The organism is Micromonospora sp. NPDC005205, assembly GCF_040608275.1.
In the GTDB taxonomy this organism is placed as follows: domain Bacteria; phylum Actinomycetota; class Actinomycetes; order Mycobacteriales; family Micromonosporaceae; genus Micromonospora.
Genome location: NZ_JBEXHV010000003.1, coordinates 285,000 through 301,482, shown reverse-complemented (window position 1 = coordinate 301,482; position 16,483 = coordinate 285,000). Strand labels below are relative to the sequence as shown.

The window sequence follows — 16,483 nt, the reverse complement described above, 5'->3', positions numbered from 1 at the left end:
GGTGACAACGGGACTACGCTGCTGGTTGGTGTGCCACGGGGGTGGAGGAGTAGATGCGGTTCTTGATCCTGGGGCCTCTACGGGTTGGTGGTGGTGAGTCCACTGTCACGGCGGGTCGGGATCGGGTCGTGCTCGCCACGCTGCTGTTGCGGGCCGGTCGGCTCGTGCCGGTCGACGAGTTGGTCGACGCCGTGTGGGAGGACAGCCCCCCAGCCACCGCCCGGGCCCAGTTGCAGACCTGCGTGTCCCGGTTGCGCCGCCGGTTCACCGAACTCAACCTCGCACCCGAACTCATCGTCACCGACCCGGTCGGGTACGGCGTTCGGACCAGCCCGAACGACCTGGACGCCGACGTCTTCGTTCGAGGCGTGGAGACGGCCCGGGGCGCCGTTGTGGCCGGCCGGTTGGCCGAGGCGCGTACGGATTTCCGCGCCGCCCTGGCGCTGTGGCGAGGGCCGGCACTCGCTGGCATCCCGAGCGTCAGCGTCCGTCGTCGCGCGCAGACGCTCGACGACCAACGCCTCACCGCGCTGGAGGAGTACGTCGACGTCGAGCTGAGGCTCGGCCGGGCCGCGGAGCTGATCGAGGAACTGGCGGAGAGCGTCGATCGGCATCCGTTGCGGGAGCGCTTGCGCGGTCAACTGATGTTGGCCCTGTCGTCGGTCGGGAGGCAGGCGGACGCTCTCGCCGTCTATCGGGAAGGCCGGCAGACGTACGCCGACGAGTTGGGCATCGAACCGGGCGCCGAATTGCAGGAGCTGCACCAGCGGGTACTCGCCGGCGACCTCGCCCTGGCCGGTCGACCGGCCCAACCCGTCGGCCCGGTCCGTTCACTGCCCCGGGCGATAGGGGATTTCATCGGTCGGCAGGAGACGGTGGCCCGCCTGGTCAAGGAGATCGAGGAGGACGGCACCCGGATACAGGTGGTCGACGGAATGGCCGGCAGCGGCAAGACCACGCTCGCCGTACATGTCGCGACAGCGCTCGCCGACCGCTATCCTGACGCCCAGCTCTTCATCGATCTGCACGGGCACAGCGAACGCCGGCCGTTGACGCCGGCCACGGCCGTGGCGGCCCTGCTGCGCCAGCTCGGCGTGCCGGCGGAGCGGGTGCCGGAGAACCTTGACGACAGGTTGGCGCTGTGGCGGATCGAGTTGGCCGGTCGGCGAGCGTTGGTGGTGCTGGACAACGCCGGCACCGCCGACCAGGTGGCCCCGCTGCTGCCCAACGGCCCGCACTGCCTGGTCCTCATCACCAGTCGTCGTCGACTGGTCGGGCTCGACGAGGGTCGGCCGTCGTCACTGCCGGTCCTCGACGCCGACGAGGCGATCGAACTGCTCGGCCGGGTTGCTGGCCTGGATCGGATCGCCGCCGAACCGGAGGCGGCGGCCGAGGTGGCGCGTCGCTGCGGCCACCTGCCGCTCGCCATCCGGTTGGCCGGCGCACGGCTGGCGCATCGGCCTCGCTGGCGGGTCGCCGACCTCGCCGAGCGGCTGGTCACGGGAGCGGGTCCGTTGGCCGAGCTGACCGCCGGGCAGCGCTCGGTGGGGCAGGCGTTCGCCCTGTCGTACGAGCAGGTTTCACCGACGGCGCAGCGGCTGTTCCCTCTGCTCAGCCTCCATCCGGGGGGACGCCTGGACAGCCGGGTGGCCGCTGCCCTCGCCGAGCTGCCCCTGACCGACACCCAGGACGTGCTGGACGAGTTGGTCGACGCGCACCTGGTGGACGAGGTGCAGCCGGGCTGGTACCGCTTACACGACCTGCTCCGCGAGTACGCTCGGCTGCTGCTCGCCAGCCCGGAGCGGCAGACGGAGCGCCGGGCCGCCCTGGAGCGGTTACTGGACCACCATCTGTCCATCACGTTGGCGGTCGCCCGGAGGATCGAGGCGGCGGGCAGTCGACGCAACATTCCCGCGGACACGCCCCGCCGTCCGGATCTGACGGCTGTGCCGGTGGCCGAGGGGCGGGGGTGGTTCGAGGAGAACCACGCCGGGCTCACCGCCCTCGTTCGGATCGCCGAGGAGGAGAGCTTCCCGATCCATTGCTGGAAGCTTGCTCGGGCCTGCTGGCGGCTCAACTTCGACGGCGGGCACCTCGACGAGCTGATCGAGACCCATACGATCGGGCTTCGAGTCGCCGAGCGGCTGGGCGACGAGGCGGCCATCGCCCTGATGCTGAACTACCTCTCCTCGGCGTATTTCCGGCTGGCCCGCTTCCCGGAGGCGATCCGGTCGATGGAGGTGGCGCTCAGGTTGCGCCGCCAGCTCGGGTTGCGCGGCGACGTGCTCAGCACGCTGTGGAATCTCGGCGTCTCGTATGCCTCGAACGGTGACTTCCGGCAGGGCAAGGCGAAGTTCGACGAGGCGCTCAGCATGATCCGCAGGCTGGACGACGCGGATGAGCTGACCAATCTGTTGCACAACCTGTGCTATGCGTTGATCCGGTGGGGGCGGTACGACGAGGCGCTGCGCCACGCCCGACTGCATCTCCTGCTGGCTCGACAGGCGAAGGACGTGAGGCAGACCCACAAGGCGCTGGGGCAACTCGGAATGATTCGGCACCGGATGGGCGACCTGGAGCCTTCCCGCCGATTGCTGCGGGTCGCGCTGTCCCTCAAACGCCAACTGGGCGACCGTTTCGGCGAGGGGGAGGTGCTCAACGAGATCGGCGTGATGAAACGCATTGTCGGCGATCTGGAACATGCCGCGGCCCTGCACCGGGACGCGTTGGTAGCGATGATGGAGGTCGGCGACCGGATGGGGGAGTGTGCCTCACGCAATCTGCTGGCCCGGGCGATCCTGGAGCAGGGGGACACCGCCAGCGCGCTCGACCTGCACCGCCGGGTGCTCGCCGACGCCGGCCGGCTCGGAGCCCGCTACGAGAAGGCCCGGGCGTTGGAGGGCATCGCCCGCTGCGTACGGGCCACCGATCCGGCGGCGGCCCGCGCGCACCTGGAGCAGGCGCTGGCACTGTTCCGGCAGATCGAGTCGCCGGACCGGCACGAGGTGGAGCGGCTGCTGACCGAGTTGGGCTGACGGATCATCTGCGAGTCGGCCACGGGCGCGGCAGGATGGTGAGCGTGACGACTCCAGAGGCGACCGGTTACCGCATCGAACGCGACTCGATGGGCGAGGTGGAGGTGCCCGCCGAGGCGCTGTGGCGGGCACAGACCCAGCGTGCGGTGCAGAACTTCCCCATCTCCGGCCGGGGCCTCGAACCGGCCCAGATCAAGGCCCTCGCCCAGATCAAGGGCGCGGCGGCCGAGGTCAACGGTGAGCTGGGCGTCATCGACGCCAACGTGGCCGCCGCGATCGCTGCCGCCGCCGCGCACGTGGCCGACGGTGGCTACGACGACCAGTTCCCCGTGGACGTGTTCCAGACCGGCTCGGGGACCTCGTCGAACATGAACACCAACGAGGTGATCGCGACTCTGGCCACCCGGGAGCTGGGCTCACCGGTGCACCCGAACGACCACGTCAACGCCTCCCAGTCGAGCAACGACGTCTTCCCGTCCTCGATCCACCTGGCGGCCACCCAGTTCATCGTCGAGGATCTGCTGCCGTCGCTGGCCCACCTCGCGTCGGCGTTGGAGGCGAAGGCCGCCGAGTTCGAGACCGTGGTCAAGGCCGGGCGTACCCACCTGATGGACGCCACCCCGGTCACCCTCGGCCAGGAGTTCGGCGGGTACGCCGCCCAGGTCCGCTACGGGATCGAACGGCTGGAGGGCGCGCTGCCCCGACTGGCCGAGCTGCCGTTGGGCGGCACCGCCGTGGGGACCGGGATCAACACCCCGCTCGGCTTCGCCGCCGCCGTGATCGACAAGCTGCGCGAGTCGACCGGGTTGCCGCTGAGCGAGGCGCGCAACCACTTCGAGGCGCAGGGCGCGCGAGACGCGCTTGTGGAAACCTCGGGGCAGCTGCGGACCGTGGCGATCGGCCTCTACAAGATCGCCAATGACATCCGCTGGATGGGCTCCGGTCCCCGCGCCGGTCTGCGCGAGCTGCGCATCCCGGACCTCCAGCCCGGCTCGTCGATCATGCCGGGCAAGGTCAACCCGGTGGTCGCCGAGGCGATGCGACAGGTCTGCGCCCAGGTCGTCGGCAACGACGCGACGGTCGGCTTCGCCGGCTCACAGGGCGACTTCGAGCTGAACGTGATGCTCCCGGTGATGGGCCGCAACCTGCTGGAGTCGATCCGGCTGCTCTCCGCGGTGAGCCGGCTCTTCGCCGACCGGCTGGTGGTCGGCCTGGTCGCGGACGCCGAGGTCTGCCTGGCGTACGCCGAGGGCTCACCGTCGATCGTCACCCCGCTCAACCGCTACCTGGGGTACGACGAGGCCGCGTCGATCGCCAAGGAGGCGCTGGCCAAGCAGGCATCGATCCGCGAGGTGGTCATCTCCCGGGGCCACGTCGACTCCGGCAAGCTCACCGAGACCCAACTGGACGAGACGTTGGACCTGCTTCGGATGACCCACCCCTGACCCGTCCTGGCCTGCTCAGTACAGGTGTCGCGGTCTCGCCCAGCCGAGGAAGCGGGTGAAAAGTGCCGCAGGGTCGGGGCCGTCGTGCGGGTTGAGTAGGTACAGGTCGTGAGCCGCCTCGTGCAGCACCGTGCACAGGTAGATGCTGAGCCCGATCCGGTCGTGCGCGTACTCCTGCCGCAGCGCAAGTCGGGCGATGGGGCACGGCCAGGGCGCGGCGCAGACCCGGCAGAGCCAGAGTGGGCGCAGCGGCAGGTGCGGCCGGCAGGAGCGTGTGGTGAGCCCGCCCAGGGTGCTCCGGGGCATGGTGGGGTCCTCCTTTGGAGCTGAATCGTTCGTGGCATCACCCCCGCTCGCGCCGGCCGCGTCGCGCCGGCCGCGCTGACCGCGCCGTCGGTGCCGCGCTGCGCCGACGGTGCCGCGCTGCGCCGACTGCTCCGACTGCGCTGACCACTCTGCGCTGCGTTGCTCGTGTCGAGATCGCGCTCGATCCTGGATGTAGTGGCCTTCGCGCGCCAGGAGACCACTGTTTCCAGGATCGAGCGCGATCTTGGTGGAGCGGTCGGCTTCGGTGGGGTTGGGACCGCCCGGCACGGGGGAGCGGGCGGTCCCGTGCGGCGCCGGCAGATCCCGGGGGACGGGGAGCGGTGCCGCACTTCACAGTCTGGTGATCAGGCGACTACGGTCGGAAGGGTTTGGCCGCGTCGTCATAGTCGCCCTGTTCTGGGTGGCACCACCGCTGGCGGCCGGCTGGAAATGGTCGTCGGCGGGGTGGAGGGCGGGCACGGCATGGCCGATGGACAGATGACGGCGGCGGCGTTCCTGATCGCGGAGCTGCGACGGGCGCGGGTCCGGCGCGGCTGGAGTCAGGATGAGCTGGCCAAGGCGGTCAACTATTCGGCGTCGATGGTCAGCGCCGTCGAGCTGGGCCAGCAGCCGCCAACCGCCAAGTACCTGGAACTCGTCGACCGGGCCCTCGACACCGGCGGCCTCTTCGGCCGGATGTCCACCGAACTGGTCAGCCTGGACAAGGCTCAGGCCTGGCTGCGCGGTTGGCGTGCGATCCTCGCGGAGGCGCGGGCGCTGCGATGGTTCGACCCGCTGCACGTCCCTGGACTGCTGCAAACCGAAGACTATGCTCGCGCGATCTTCGAGTCGGACCGACTGCTCGATGCCGATGAGGTCGAGCGTCGGCTGACGGACCGAATGGACAGCCAGCGGATCCTCTACGGGGATCGCCCGCCGCATGTGGTCGCGGTGCTTGACGAGTCGGTGCTGAGGCGACGCGTCGGCGGTCGGAAGGTCATGTGCGAGCAGTCTCTGCACCTGGCCCGCTTGGCGACCGAGCATCCGCGGGTTCAGCTCCATGTGGTGCCCCGCTCGGCCGAGGAGTATCCCGGCCTGAACGGGCCATTCATCCTTGCCACCGTGGACGACCATAGCGATCTTGCCTACCTTGGTGGCCAGATTGGCGGCCAGGAACTCGATCTACCTGCGGATCTGTTGCGTCTACAACGGACCTGGGAAGCTACCCTCGGGCAGGCGCTGCCACCGCAGGAGTCGATCGAGTTGCTGAGGGAAGTGGCAGAGTCGTGGAGTTGACCCGAGCCCGGTGGCGTAAGAGCAGCCGGAGTGGTTCCAACGACCAGTGTGTCGAGGTGGCTACGAATCTTGGGGAGGTGGTCGGGGTGCGGGACAGTAAGGACTCGGACGGGCCCGTGCTCGTTGTCGACGCGTACTCCTGGCGGCTCTTCGTGGTCGCGCCCCCGCGCTGACCCGACCGCCTCGCCCGCGACGGCGGTCGGGTTCTCCGCGCAACTGGCCCTGGTAAACAGGTCGACGGAGACTTGAGCGGGACGGATGATCCGGGCTATGGGTGACGATGGCGTGGGTGTGCCGGCGGGGACCGAGCGGTTGCGGTTGCGGCGGCTGACGATTGCCGACGTGGACGCGCTGGTCGAGTTGGACAGCGACCCCGAGGTGATGCGTTTTCTGACCGGTGGCGTCGCGACCCCGCCGGCGACCGTCCGGGACGAGCAGTTGCCGAGGCTGCTGGCTCAGTACGACAGGCATCCCGGGCTGGGCCGGTGGGCAGCGCACGATCGGGCGTCCGGCGAGTTCCTGGGTTGGTTCGCGTTGGACCCGTCGGCGGACGGCACCGAGGCCGAGTTGGGCTATCGGCTGCGCCGCCCGACGTGGGGGCGGGGGCTGGCCACCGAGGGGGCACGGGCGCTGGTCCGGTACGCCTTCGACACCGTCGGGGTGCGCCGGGTCTGGGCCGAGACGATGACTGTGAACGAACGCTCCCGGCGGGTGATGGTGAAGGCCGGGTTGCACTACGTGCGGACCTTCCACCTCCAGTGGGATCACCCGATTCCGGGCACCGAGCAGGGCGAGGTGGAGTACGAGGTGCGGGCCGAGGAGTGGGCGACCATCGGTCAGGAGCGGCCGGCGGCCCGGCGGGCGCGGTAGGCGGTCACCGCGGCGCGGTTGCCGCAGCCGGCCTCGCAGAACCGCCGGGAGCGGTTGCGGGACAGGTCGACGACGACGTTGTCGCAGTCCGGGTATTCGCAGATCCGCAATCGGCTCAGCTCGCCGCTACGGACCAGGTCGGCCATCGCCATGGCGGCCTCGACCGCGATCCGGGTCGCCAGCGGCGCGTCGCGGGGAACGGCGTGCAGGTGGTACGGCTCGTCGTCGTGCTCGATGAGCTGGGGCAGCGCCTTGTGTTCCAGCAGCAGGCCGTTGACCACAGCGACGATCTCGGGTGGTTCGGCGTGCCAGATGCGGCGCAGTTGGGGCCGCAACTCCCGTACGGCGCGCAGCTCGGCCTCGGTGTGCTCGTGCCGGCCACTGTAGGAGTGGCGGACGAAGAACGCGTCCAGCGCCGCGATGTCGGGCAGCAACTCACCGTCCCGACCCGCGGTGTTGACCAGCGCCGCCGCGGCGATCAGCGAACATTCGGTGTCATGAGCGAATAGCAACTTGACTCCTGTCACGGCTCCCGCCTAGCGTCATCAGCACAAGGATAGTTTGCTCATGACACGGTGCCCATTGCGAGGAGCGCGACATGCACTCACGATCTGCTGCCGGCATCGGACTGGCGCTGCTCGCCGCAGTCACCTTCGCCACCTCCGGCACCTTCGCGCGGTCGCTCATCGAGGCCGGCTGGTCAGCCGAGTCCGCTGTGATCGCCCGCGTCGGCGTGGCCGCCCTGGTGCTGGCAATCCCCGCCCTGCTGTCGCTACGGGGCAAGTGGGACGTGCTGCGAAGCAACGCCGCGACCATCGGGCTGTTCGGGCTCCTCGGGGTGGCGGTGGCCCAGGTGTGCTTCTTCAACGCCGTGCGCTACCTGCCGGTCGGTGTCGCTCTGTTGTTGGAATACCTGGGCATCATCCTCGTGGTGGTCTGGATGTGGCTGCGGCACGGGCAGCCGCCCCGCCGGCTCACCATCGCCGGGTCGGTGGCCGCGCTGGCCGGACTGGCGTTCGTGCTCGACCTCGCCGGCACCTCCGATTTCCACCCGGTGGGCGTGCTCTGGGGGCTGGGCGCGGCATTCGGCCTGGCCGGATACTTCGTGCTCGCCGGCCGCGTCGACCCCCGGCTGCCCTCGGTCGCCATGGCCAGCGGTGGAATGGCAGTCGGTGCCGCCGTGCTGTTGCTCATCGGGCTGACCGGCCTGCTGCCGCTGCACGCCACCTTCGGTGAGGTCACCTTCGCCGGGCAGCCCACCAGCTGGCTGGTGCCCATCGCCGGGCTGTCGCTGGTGGCGGCCGTCATCGCGTACCTCGCCGGCATCGCCGGCACCCGGATCCTCGGGCCCCGCCTGTCGTCGTTCGTCGGGCTGACCGAGGTGCTCTTCGCTGTGCTGATCGCGTGGTTGTTCCTGAACGAGCTGCCCACCGGCTGGCAGTTGTTCGGCGGTGCGCTGATCGTCGCCGGCGTCGCCCTGGTACGCCTCGACGAACTGCGGGGGTCGCCCGCGCCGCACGGGCCGGTCACGCCCGAGCCCGAGCTGGCGCTTGACGGTCGGTGACCTCGGCGGGCCGCTGGCTGCCGCTGCCGCTGCCGCTGCCGCTGCCGGTGCCGCTGTCGGTGCCGCTGTCGGTGCCGCTGCCGCTGCCGCTGCCGGTGGCTTGCGCTGCCGCTGGCTTGCGCTGACGGTGAGAGGGTGGGTGTCGTGCTGACCACTGTGGTGTTCGACGCTGACGAAACGCTTCTGGACCTGCGTCCGGCGGTCACGGGTGGGCTGGTGGCGGTCCTCGACGAGATGCGACGACGGACATCGGCGGCGGCCGGGGTGACGCTCGCCGAACTGGAGTCGGACTGGGGCGCGGTCTTCGGCGAGCTGAAGGCCGCCCCGGTGGCGGAGATTAGGCGCGCCGCACTGGCCCGGTCGCTGGCCCGTGCCGCGCTGGTCCACCATCTGGACGAGATCACGGACCTCTTCTTCGCCCAGCGCTTCGCCCTCACCCGACCGTTTCCGGACGTACCACCGGCGCTGGCCACGCTGCGGGGCCGGTACACGCTGGGCTTCGCCACCAACGGCAACAGCCGCGCCGAACGGTGCGGACTCAGCGGCGAGTTCGCCTTCGAGCTGTACGCGCACGAGAACGGCCTGCCCAAGAAGCCGGCCCCGGAGTTCTACGCCGCTGTGGTCGCGGCGGCCGGGGTGCCAGCCGGCCAGATCGTGTACGTCGGCGACTCCTGGGAGCACGACGTGGTGGCGCCTCGCCGGGCCGGCCTGCGGTCGGTGTGGCTGAACCGACTCGGCCTGCCTCGCCCGCCCGGCTGCCGACCCGACGCCGAAGTATCCGGCATGGCCGAGCTGCCGGCCGCGCTCGCGAAACTGGGTGTCGACGCGGTAGGCGTGTAGGTCGAGCCGGCGGGCGCAAGTGTCTGTGCGGCCTGTGTCTGTGCGGCCTGCGTCTGTACGGGCTGTCTGTGTGGCCGGGGTGCGGCCCGAACTGGCGTGATTCACGGCTATAACGGGCGTTCATCTGGCGCGATGCGGATCGGTGTTGTGTGATGGCTGGCACGTCCCTCAACGAGAGGATCCGATGTGGTGAGCAAGCGCTTCACCGCCCGTACGGTCGCGACCGCGGCTGTGCTGGCACTTACGGCTACGGGGTTGGGTGTGCCGGCCAACGCCGCGCCGAGCGATTCCCGGACCTTCACTGTCGTCGCCGAGGATGGCGTCGCCATCGACACGGCCGTCGCCGCGATCCGGGCGGCTGGCGGCACTGTGGTGTCCCGGTCCGATGAGGTCGGCATGTTCCAGGTCAGCAGCGACCGGGCCGACTTCGCGGCCAGGGCGACCGCCGCGCCGACGTTGATCGGTGCCGCCGAGCAGAAGGCCATCGGCCGCAAGCCGAAGCTGGACCGGGTCGAGCAGGAGCACCTGCTGGCCGCTGCCGGTGCTCGTGCCGGTGCTGCCGGTGCTGCCAAGAAGGGCGCAAAGCTCGATCCGCTCGACGACAAGCTCTGGGGCCTGGAGATGATCCGGGCCGACAAGGCCCGCAAGATCGAGCCGGGCGACCGTCGGGTGACCGTCGGCGTACTGGACACCGGCGTCGACGCCAGCAACCCGGACATCGCGCCGAACTTCAACTGGTCGCTGTCGCGCAACTTCGCGCCCGACCTGACCGACGTGGACGGCCCCTGCGAGGTGCCGAGCTGCCTCGACCCGGTCGGCACCGACGACGGCGGGCACGGCACCCACGTGGCCGGCACCATCGGCGCCGCGGCCAACGGCTTCGGACTCTCCGGCGTCGCCCCGAACGTCTCGCTGGTCGAGCTCAAGGGTGGCCAGGACTCCGGCTACTTCTTCCTCGACCCGGTCGTCAACGCTCTGGTCTACGCCGGCCGCTCCGGGATCGACGTGGTCAACATGTCGTTCTATGTCGACCCGTGGCTCTACAACTGCACCGCCAACCCGGCCGATTCCCCCGAGGACCAGGCCGAGCAGCGGGCCATCATCAAGGCGATGAAGCGGGCGCTCGTCTTCGCGCACAACAAGGGCGTGACCCTCGTCGGTGCGCTCGGCAACAACAACGAGGACCTGGGTGCACCGCGCACCGATGTCTCGAGCCCCGACTACGGCGCCGACCCGTACCCCCGACCGATCGACAACGAGAGCTGCTGGGACCTCCCCACCGAGGGCCCGCACGTGATCGGTGTGTCGTCGGTCGGCCCGTCCGGCAAGAAGTCGGACTTCTCCAACTACGGCACCGAGCAGATCTCGGTCGCCGCGCCGGGAGGCTGGTTCCGGGACGGCTTCGGCACCGACACCTTCCGTACTGACGCCAACATGATCCTCTCCTCGTACCCGAAGCACGTGCTTCAGGAGGAAGAATCGGTCGACGCCGACGGCAACATCGTCCCCGGCTTCGAGAATTCGGTCTTCAAGCAGTGCAAGGCCAACGGTGAGTGCGGCTACTACACGTACCTCCAGGGCACCTCGATGGCGTCCCCGCACGCCGCCGGTGTCGCCGCACTGATCGTCAGCCGGTACGGCAAGGCGCAGGGTCGGAATGGCTTCGGGATGTCGCCGGACCAGGTCGAGCAGCACCTCTACCGCACGGCCGCCGAGCACGCGTGCCCGGAGCCGCGCCTCCAGCAGTACCGCAACGAGGGCCGGGACGAGACCTACGACGCGTACTGCGCCGGTGGGGTCAACTTCAACGGCTTCTACGGCTACGGGATCGTCGACGCCTACGCGGCGGTGAAGACCCCGCTCAAGCCGAACGCCCGCCCGTAGCGCACATCGCACTGCGGTGGCCCAACCGCCACCGTCCCCCGGGGCCCGGTCGACACGTCGTCGACCGGGCCTCGGGTCGTCCATGCCTGCGGTCACCGACCTTCGCCCGGCGCTGTTCATGATCGACTCGGTTTCCTGGAAGGTGCGGTGTTGGTGCCTTGGAGGATGGCGCGGTTTCCAGAAACCCGAGTTGATCCCGGTCATCTGGACGATCCCAGTCGCCAGCCTCGGCTGACCAGCGCCTCGCGTACCTCTCGAAGCACCGTCGGAAACTCGCCGTGCAGCCGTCGGCTGGTCACGTGCAGGACCAGCCAACCTGCGCCGACCAGTTGATTCAGCCGACGGCGATCGCGGTGCAGTTGCTCCACGCCGGAGTGCCACTCTCCGTCGTACTCCACCGCCACCCGGTATTGCGGCCAGGCCAGATCGGGATGCAGAACAACGCCGGTGGGCAGGCGCACCGGATGTTGAACCGCCGGGCGCGGTAGCCCGCCCAGCACCAACCGCACCCGCAGGTGCGATTCGGGCGGAGACTCGGCTCCGCCGTCGGCCAGGTCAAACACCCAGCGCGCTCGTCGGCCACCGGGGCGGTCAGCGTTGCGGGCAGCCATGGTGCTGAGCGTGTCGCGGTCGGCAAGCCCCTGACCGAGCAGCGAATCGACGATGGCGACCGCCCGGATCGGGTCGAGCCAGACAGCCGTCTCCCAAGCGGCCCGCCCGGGATCTGACCGGGGGATCGGGAGGTCCCGCTCCCTGGTCCTGGGCGGCCCGCCCGCCGCCCATCCACCGCCCCGGCCGGCCACCACCAAGCCCGCGGCTCCGACGGACACGGCCGCCGGGCGGGACAGCTGCCGTGCTGGGCGTGGTGACCTTCCGCCGGCAGGTGGGCGGCCCACTCCCGTGGGTCGCGCTGCATCACGTGGACCCCCCGCGCTCGGCGGTCGTCCGGCGACCGGCATTCGTCCTGCGTCTGGTGGTCGTCCTGCGTCTGGCTGGTTCCCTGGGGTCGACGGACAGCTCGCTTCTGGCTGTCGTCCTGCGTCTGGTGGTCGTCTTGTGCCTGCCGGTCGTCGCGTGGTTGACGCCGTCGGCTCAGCGGTCTCGCTCGCCGTGAGCGGAGTGATGGCGTTGACGTGCACGCGGAGGCCGCGCTGTGAGCCGACCCGTAACGATCGGGGTACGAGGACGTGGACGTCGTCGGTGAAGCTCGCGGCGTGTTGGACGCCGTGCAGGTAGGCGGCCGACGGACCGCCGACCACCACGCCGGGCGGTAGTCGGAGGAGGGCGGCGCGACACGCTAGGGCGTGGTCCCGATCCAACCGCGCATCGGCGTAGATGTCGTGGCGCAACCGCACCCAGGCGGAGTTGCGCAACTGATGTTCGGTGAGCAGGCCGCCTCGGACAGCGTCGGAGCCGCGGAAGACCTGCCAGGTCAGGGCATCGGGGCGATGCGGACGTGGGGGCATGCCACGCAGCCTGCCGACCACCGACTGGCCTCCGAAACCCCTGTGGACAACCCGGCCCGCGGGTGCCGCCAGCCCTGTGGACAACCACGAATCCGCCAGCCAATCGTGCTATGGCACCGGCCAGGGCGGCCGACCAATCAGGCATTCGGGCCGCCCACGGGCGGTGATCCACTCGCGTTCCTGAAAGTCGGGCGGTCGCTGGCTCTGGGACACCGCGACTTACGTGAACCCGAGTTGATCAAGCCGGGGCGGGGCGCGCGGCGAGCGCGCGGCGGTCAGAGGTCAGCTGAGGGCGGTGGCGATCGCGCGGGCGGCGGCCAGCACCTCGGGGCCGATGGAGTCGACGTCCAGCGGGGCGAGCGCGACCACGCCGACGCTGGCCTCCAGGCCGGGTACGCCGAGCACCGGTGCGGCCACCCCGTACGCCCCGGCCTGCAACTCTCCGCTGCTACTGAGCGGCTCGGCCGACCCGGCGCGACCGGCAAGGATCGCCCGTCCGGCCGCCCCCCGCTCCAGTGGGTGTCGTGCCCCGGCCCGGTACGCGACGTGGAACGACGTCCAGCTCGGCTCGACCACGGCCAGGGCGACGCCCTCACCACCTTCGACGACGGTCAGGTGTGCGGTCGCGCCGGCCTGCTCGGCGAGGCGGCGTAGCGCGGGCAGCGCACCCTCGGCGAGCAGCGGCTGGGCCCGTCGGGCCAGATGCAGCAACCCGGCACCGAGGCGCAGCCGACCGTCTCCGTCGCGACGCAGCATGCCGTGCCCGGTCAGCGCAGTGACCAGTCGGTAGACGGCGGCCCGGCCAATGCCGAGCCGATTCGCGGCCTCGGTGACGGTCAGACCGCCGGAGACGTCGGCGACCAGGTGCAGCAGCCGCAACCCCCGGTCCAGCGTCTGCGACGTCTCCCCACCCCGCCCCGCAACCGCGTCGGCCGGCCCGGAAGCCCGGTGGAGGGCCGGGTCGGCGGGGGTGGTGGGGTTGGCTGGCGGGTCACCGGAGCCACCGGAGCGTGCGGTCGCATCCACGCCTGGCAGCGTACGACCCGGCACCGGCGGACCCGGACAGGCACGGACAGCTACCCTTGTACGGTGACGCTACGCCTGTATGACACCGCCACCCGATCGGTGCGGGACTTCGTCCCGCGGGAAGCCGGCAAGGTGGGGGTCTACCTGTGTGGTCTCACCCTTCAGGCTCCGCCGCACATCGGTCACCTTCGCTCCGGCGTCAACTATGACGTCCTGCGTCGTTGGCTGTTGGCCGCCGGCTACGAGGTCACCTTCATTCGCAACCTGACCGACATCGACGACAAGATCCTGGTCAAGGCCGGCGAGCAGGGTCGTCCGTTCTGGTCGATCGCGTACGCCAACGAGCTGCTGCTCGCCGAGTCGTACCGGTCGTTGAACGTGCTGGCGCCCACCTACGAGCCGCGCGCCACCGGGCACATCCCCGAGATGCACGAGCTGATCACGAAGTTGATCGCCGACGGGCATGCGTACCCGGCGAGTGACGGCTCCGGCGACGTCTACTTCGACGTGGCGTCCTGGCCGGCGTACGGGTCGCTGTCGGGTCAGTCTCCGGACGCCATGCAGTCCGCTGGGGACGCCCCGGATCGGGGCAAGCGGGATCCGCGCGACTTCGCGCTGTGGAAGGGTGCCAAACCGGACGAGCCGGCGGACGCGTACTGGCCTTCACCGTGGGGTCTGGGCCGTCCGGGCTGGCACATCGAGTGCTCGGCGATGTGCTGGCGCTATCTCGGCCCTGAGTTCGACATCCACGGCGGTGGCCTGGATCTGACGTTCCCGCACCACGAGAACGAGATCGCCCAGTCTCAGGCGGCCGGGTTGCCGTTCGCCCGCTACTGGGTGCACCACGGGCTGCTGAGCATCGGCGGGGCCAAGATGGGCAAGTCCGCCGGCAACGCGCTGGGCCTGGCGTACGTGGACTCGCTCGGGGTGCGGCCGGTGGAGCTGCGCTACTACTACGCCGCCGCGCACTACCGCTCGGTGATCGACTACTCGGAGGATTCGCTGCGCGACGCGGCCACCGCGTACCGGCGGATCGAGGGTTTCGTGCAGCGGGCCGCCGAGCGGGTGGGCGCCGGGCAGCTCGGTGAGCTGCCCGCCGGCTTCGTCGCGGCGATGGACGACGACCTCAACACGTCCGCCGCGCTGGCCGTGCTGCAACAGCACATTCGGGACGGCAACACCGCGCTGAGCGTCGGCGACGATGTGACCGTCCGCACCACGCTGGCCGTGGTGCGGGCAATGCTGGATATTCTCGGGATCGACCCCCTCGACCCGGCCTGGACCGGCGGCGGCCGATCGGACGATCTTCGTGCCGTGGTGGACTCCCTGATCGCGCTGGCCCTGGAGCAGCGTGCGCAGGCGCGGGGCCGCAAGGACTGGGCTGCCGCGGACGCCGTGCGTGACCAGCTCAAGCTGGCCGGCGTGGTGGTCGAGGACACCCCCCAGGGCCCCCGTTGGACTATTGGAGAGCAGGACTGATGGCCGGCAACTCGCAGCGCCGTGGCCGGCGACTGACGTCGAAGGCAGGCGCCCCCAAGGGCACCGGCGGCAAGAACAAGGATTCGTTGGCCGGGCGGGGTCGCACCCTGCCCGCGGACGAGCGGCCGTGGCACAAGGGCTACTCGGGCACCGAGAAGCTGCCCCAGCGCACCGCCTGGAAGCAGGACAAGGAGCGCCGCGCGGCGGCCGAGGAGGGGCGCGCCCCCAAGATCGGTCAGCCCGGCTCCAAGGACACCACCTGGGGCAGGGGCGGCGGTCGGGGCGTACCGGTGGGCCGGGGTGCTGCCACCGGCGGACGGGGCGGCAAGCCCAGCGGGCGGTCCGGCCCCCGGGTCGCGCCGGGGCGCAAGTCGAACCCGTCCAAGGACACCCCGGAGCTGCTGGTCGGGCGTAACCCGGTGCTGGAGGCGCTGCGCGCCAACGTGCCGGCGACGGCGCTCTACACGGCCCAGGGCATCGACATGGACGACCGGGTCAACGAGATCATCCGGACCGCCGCCGACCGGGGCATCGCCAACCTCGAGATCAGCCGCGCCGAGTTGGACCGGATGACCGGCGGGGTGCTGCACCAGGGCGTCGGTTTGCAGGTGCCGCCCTTCGCGTACCAGCCGTTCGAGGACATGGTCGCCGCTGCCCTGGAGCAGCAGGCCCCGCTGCTGGTCGCGCTGGACGGTGTGACCGACCCGCGCAATTTGGGCGCCGTGATCCGTTCGGCTGCCGCGTTCGGCGCGCAGGGTGTCTTCGTACCCGAGCGTCGTGCCGCCGGGATCACCGCGACCGCCTGGCGGACCAGCGCCGGGGCGGCCGCACGGGTGCCGGTCGCGCAGGTGACCAACCTGACCCGGTCGCTGAAGGCGTGCCGGGACGCCGGCTTCATGGTCGTCGGCCTGGACGCCGACGGCGACACCGACCTCTACAACCTGGAGGCCGCCGTCGGTCCGCTGGTGGTGGTGGTCGGTTCCGAGGGACGCGGTCTTTCCCGCCTGGTCGGGGAGACCTGCGACCTGACCGTCAGCATCCCGATGATCTCTGAGGTCGAGTCGCTCAACGCCAGTGTGGCGGCGGCGGTCGCCCTGGCCGAGGTCGCCCGCCGGCGCTCCGTCGAGCTGTAGCGCACGTCGAACGAAGGCCCCCTCCCGCCGAGCGCGGGAGGGGGCCTTCGTCGTCAGGTGCCCAGGCAGGCTGAAGAACCGTTTTCGGTACGACGACAGGGGCGGCCCGCCGAAGCGGACCGCCCCTGTCGGTAAAGGC

Annotated in this window: 15 protein-coding genes; 11 read left to right on the top strand and 4 right to left on the bottom strand. The window is 70.6% G+C overall.

The features are described 5' to 3' along the window. Positions 1 to 53 precede the first annotated feature (53 nt). Positions 54 to 3,035, top strand: coding sequence for a BTAD domain-containing putative transcriptional regulator (locus tag ABZU43_RS08795; RefSeq protein WP_355005911.1), 2,982 nt, complete (start codon positions 54 to 56; stop codon positions 3,033 to 3,035). A gap of 35 nt (positions 3,036 to 3,070) precedes the next feature. Beyond that, a complete protein-coding gene (locus tag ABZU43_RS08790) occupies positions 3,071 to 4,480 on the top strand; it encodes a class II fumarate hydratase (RefSeq protein ID WP_355005910.1) in 1,410 nt (469 codons plus the stop codon). Between the two features lie 15 nt (positions 4,481 to 4,495). Here the strand turns inward: ABZU43_RS08790 and ABZU43_RS08785 are convergent, their stop codons facing one another. Further along, positions 4,496 to 4,786, bottom strand: coding sequence for a hypothetical protein (locus tag ABZU43_RS08785; protein ID WP_355005909.1), 291 nt, complete (start codon positions 4,784 to 4,786; stop codon positions 4,496 to 4,498). Between the two features lie 483 nt (positions 4,787 to 5,269). On the opposite strand from ABZU43_RS08785, the gene ABZU43_RS08780 reads away from it, so the two are divergent. The 3 genes from ABZU43_RS08780 to ABZU43_RS08770 all read left to right on the top strand — a co-directional run bounded on the left by ABZU43_RS08780 (position 5,270) and on the right by ABZU43_RS08770 (position 6,952). Then, the gene (locus ABZU43_RS08780; RefSeq protein ID WP_355005908.1) at positions 5,270 to 6,082 is read left to right on the top strand and encodes a helix-turn-helix transcriptional regulator; all 813 of its coding nucleotides are present in this window, start codon (positions 5,270 to 5,272) and stop codon (positions 6,080 to 6,082) included. Next, positions 6,073 to 6,255 carry a DUF397 domain-containing protein gene (locus ABZU43_RS08775; RefSeq protein ID WP_354940258.1) on the top strand — a complete coding sequence of 61 codons (183 nt, stop codon included), beginning with the start codon at positions 6,073 to 6,075 and terminating at the stop codon, positions 6,253 to 6,255. The genes ABZU43_RS08780 and ABZU43_RS08775 overlap by 10 nt, the downstream gene beginning before the upstream one ends. A gap of 97 nt (positions 6,256 to 6,352) precedes the next feature. Next, on the top strand, positions 6,353 to 6,952 hold the full coding sequence (locus ABZU43_RS08770; protein WP_355005907.1) for a GNAT family N-acetyltransferase: 600 nt from the start codon (positions 6,353 to 6,355) through the stop codon (positions 6,950 to 6,952). On the opposite strand, the gene ABZU43_RS08765 is transcribed toward ABZU43_RS08770, so the two are convergent. Beyond that, the gene (locus tag ABZU43_RS08765; protein WP_355005906.1) at positions 6,919 to 7,464 is read right to left on the bottom strand and encodes a CGNR zinc finger domain-containing protein; all 546 of its coding nucleotides are present in this window, start codon (positions 7,462 to 7,464) and stop codon (positions 6,919 to 6,921) included. The genes ABZU43_RS08770 and ABZU43_RS08765 overlap by 34 nt on opposite strands. Before the next feature lie 86 nt (positions 7,465 to 7,550). On the opposite strand from ABZU43_RS08765, the gene ABZU43_RS08760 reads away from it, so the two are divergent. The 4 genes from ABZU43_RS08760 (at position 7,551) to ABZU43_RS08745 (ending at position 11,240) form a co-directional block, all read left to right on the top strand. Then, positions 7,551 to 8,516 carry a DMT family transporter gene (locus ABZU43_RS08760; RefSeq protein WP_355005905.1) on the top strand — a complete coding sequence of 322 codons (966 nt, stop codon included), beginning with the start codon at positions 7,551 to 7,553 and terminating at the stop codon, positions 8,514 to 8,516. Beyond that, positions 8,513 to 8,641: a hypothetical protein gene (locus ABZU43_RS08755; protein ID WP_355005904.1), complete on the top strand. Its 129-nt coding sequence runs from the start codon at positions 8,513 to 8,515 to the stop codon at positions 8,639 to 8,641. The genes ABZU43_RS08760 and ABZU43_RS08755 overlap by 4 nt, the downstream gene beginning before the upstream one ends. Before the next feature lie 19 nt (positions 8,642 to 8,660). Continuing rightward, on the top strand, positions 8,661 to 9,356 hold the full coding sequence (locus tag ABZU43_RS08750; protein WP_355006086.1) for an HAD family hydrolase: 696 nt from the start codon (positions 8,661 to 8,663) through the stop codon (positions 9,354 to 9,356). A gap of 189 nt (positions 9,357 to 9,545) precedes the next feature. Further along, complete coding sequence (locus ABZU43_RS08745; RefSeq protein ID WP_355005903.1) at positions 9,546 to 11,240, top strand: S8 family serine peptidase; 1,695 nt, start codon at positions 9,546 to 9,548, stop codon at positions 11,238 to 11,240. A 200-nt stretch (positions 11,241 to 11,440) separates the two neighbouring features. On the opposite strand, the gene ABZU43_RS08740 is transcribed toward ABZU43_RS08745, so the two are convergent. Both ABZU43_RS08740 and ABZU43_RS08735 read right to left on the bottom strand, forming a co-directional pair. Continuing rightward, positions 11,441 to 11,851: a DUF559 domain-containing protein gene (locus ABZU43_RS08740; protein WP_355005902.1), complete on the bottom strand. Its 411-nt coding sequence runs from the start codon at positions 11,849 to 11,851 to the stop codon at positions 11,441 to 11,443. Between the two features lie 1,137 nt (positions 11,852 to 12,988). Continuing rightward, the gene (locus ABZU43_RS08735; RefSeq protein WP_355006085.1) at positions 12,989 to 13,597 is read right to left on the bottom strand and encodes a helix-turn-helix domain-containing protein; all 609 of its coding nucleotides are present in this window, start codon (positions 13,595 to 13,597) and stop codon (positions 12,989 to 12,991) included. A 198-nt stretch (positions 13,598 to 13,795) separates the two neighbouring features. On the opposite strand from ABZU43_RS08735, the gene cysS reads away from it, so the two are divergent. Both cysS and rlmB read left to right on the top strand, forming a co-directional pair. Continuing rightward, positions 13,796 to 15,211: a cysteine--tRNA ligase gene (cysS, locus tag ABZU43_RS08730; protein WP_355005901.1), complete on the top strand. Its 1,416-nt coding sequence runs from the start codon at positions 13,796 to 13,798 to the stop codon at positions 15,209 to 15,211. Next, on the top strand, positions 15,211 to 16,344 hold the full coding sequence (gene rlmB / locus ABZU43_RS08725; protein WP_355005900.1) for a 23S rRNA (guanosine(2251)-2'-O)-methyltransferase RlmB: 1,134 nt from the start codon (positions 15,211 to 15,213) through the stop codon (positions 16,342 to 16,344). The genes cysS and rlmB overlap by 1 nt, the downstream gene beginning before the upstream one ends. The last annotated feature ends 139 nt before the right edge of the window (positions 16,345 to 16,483 follow it).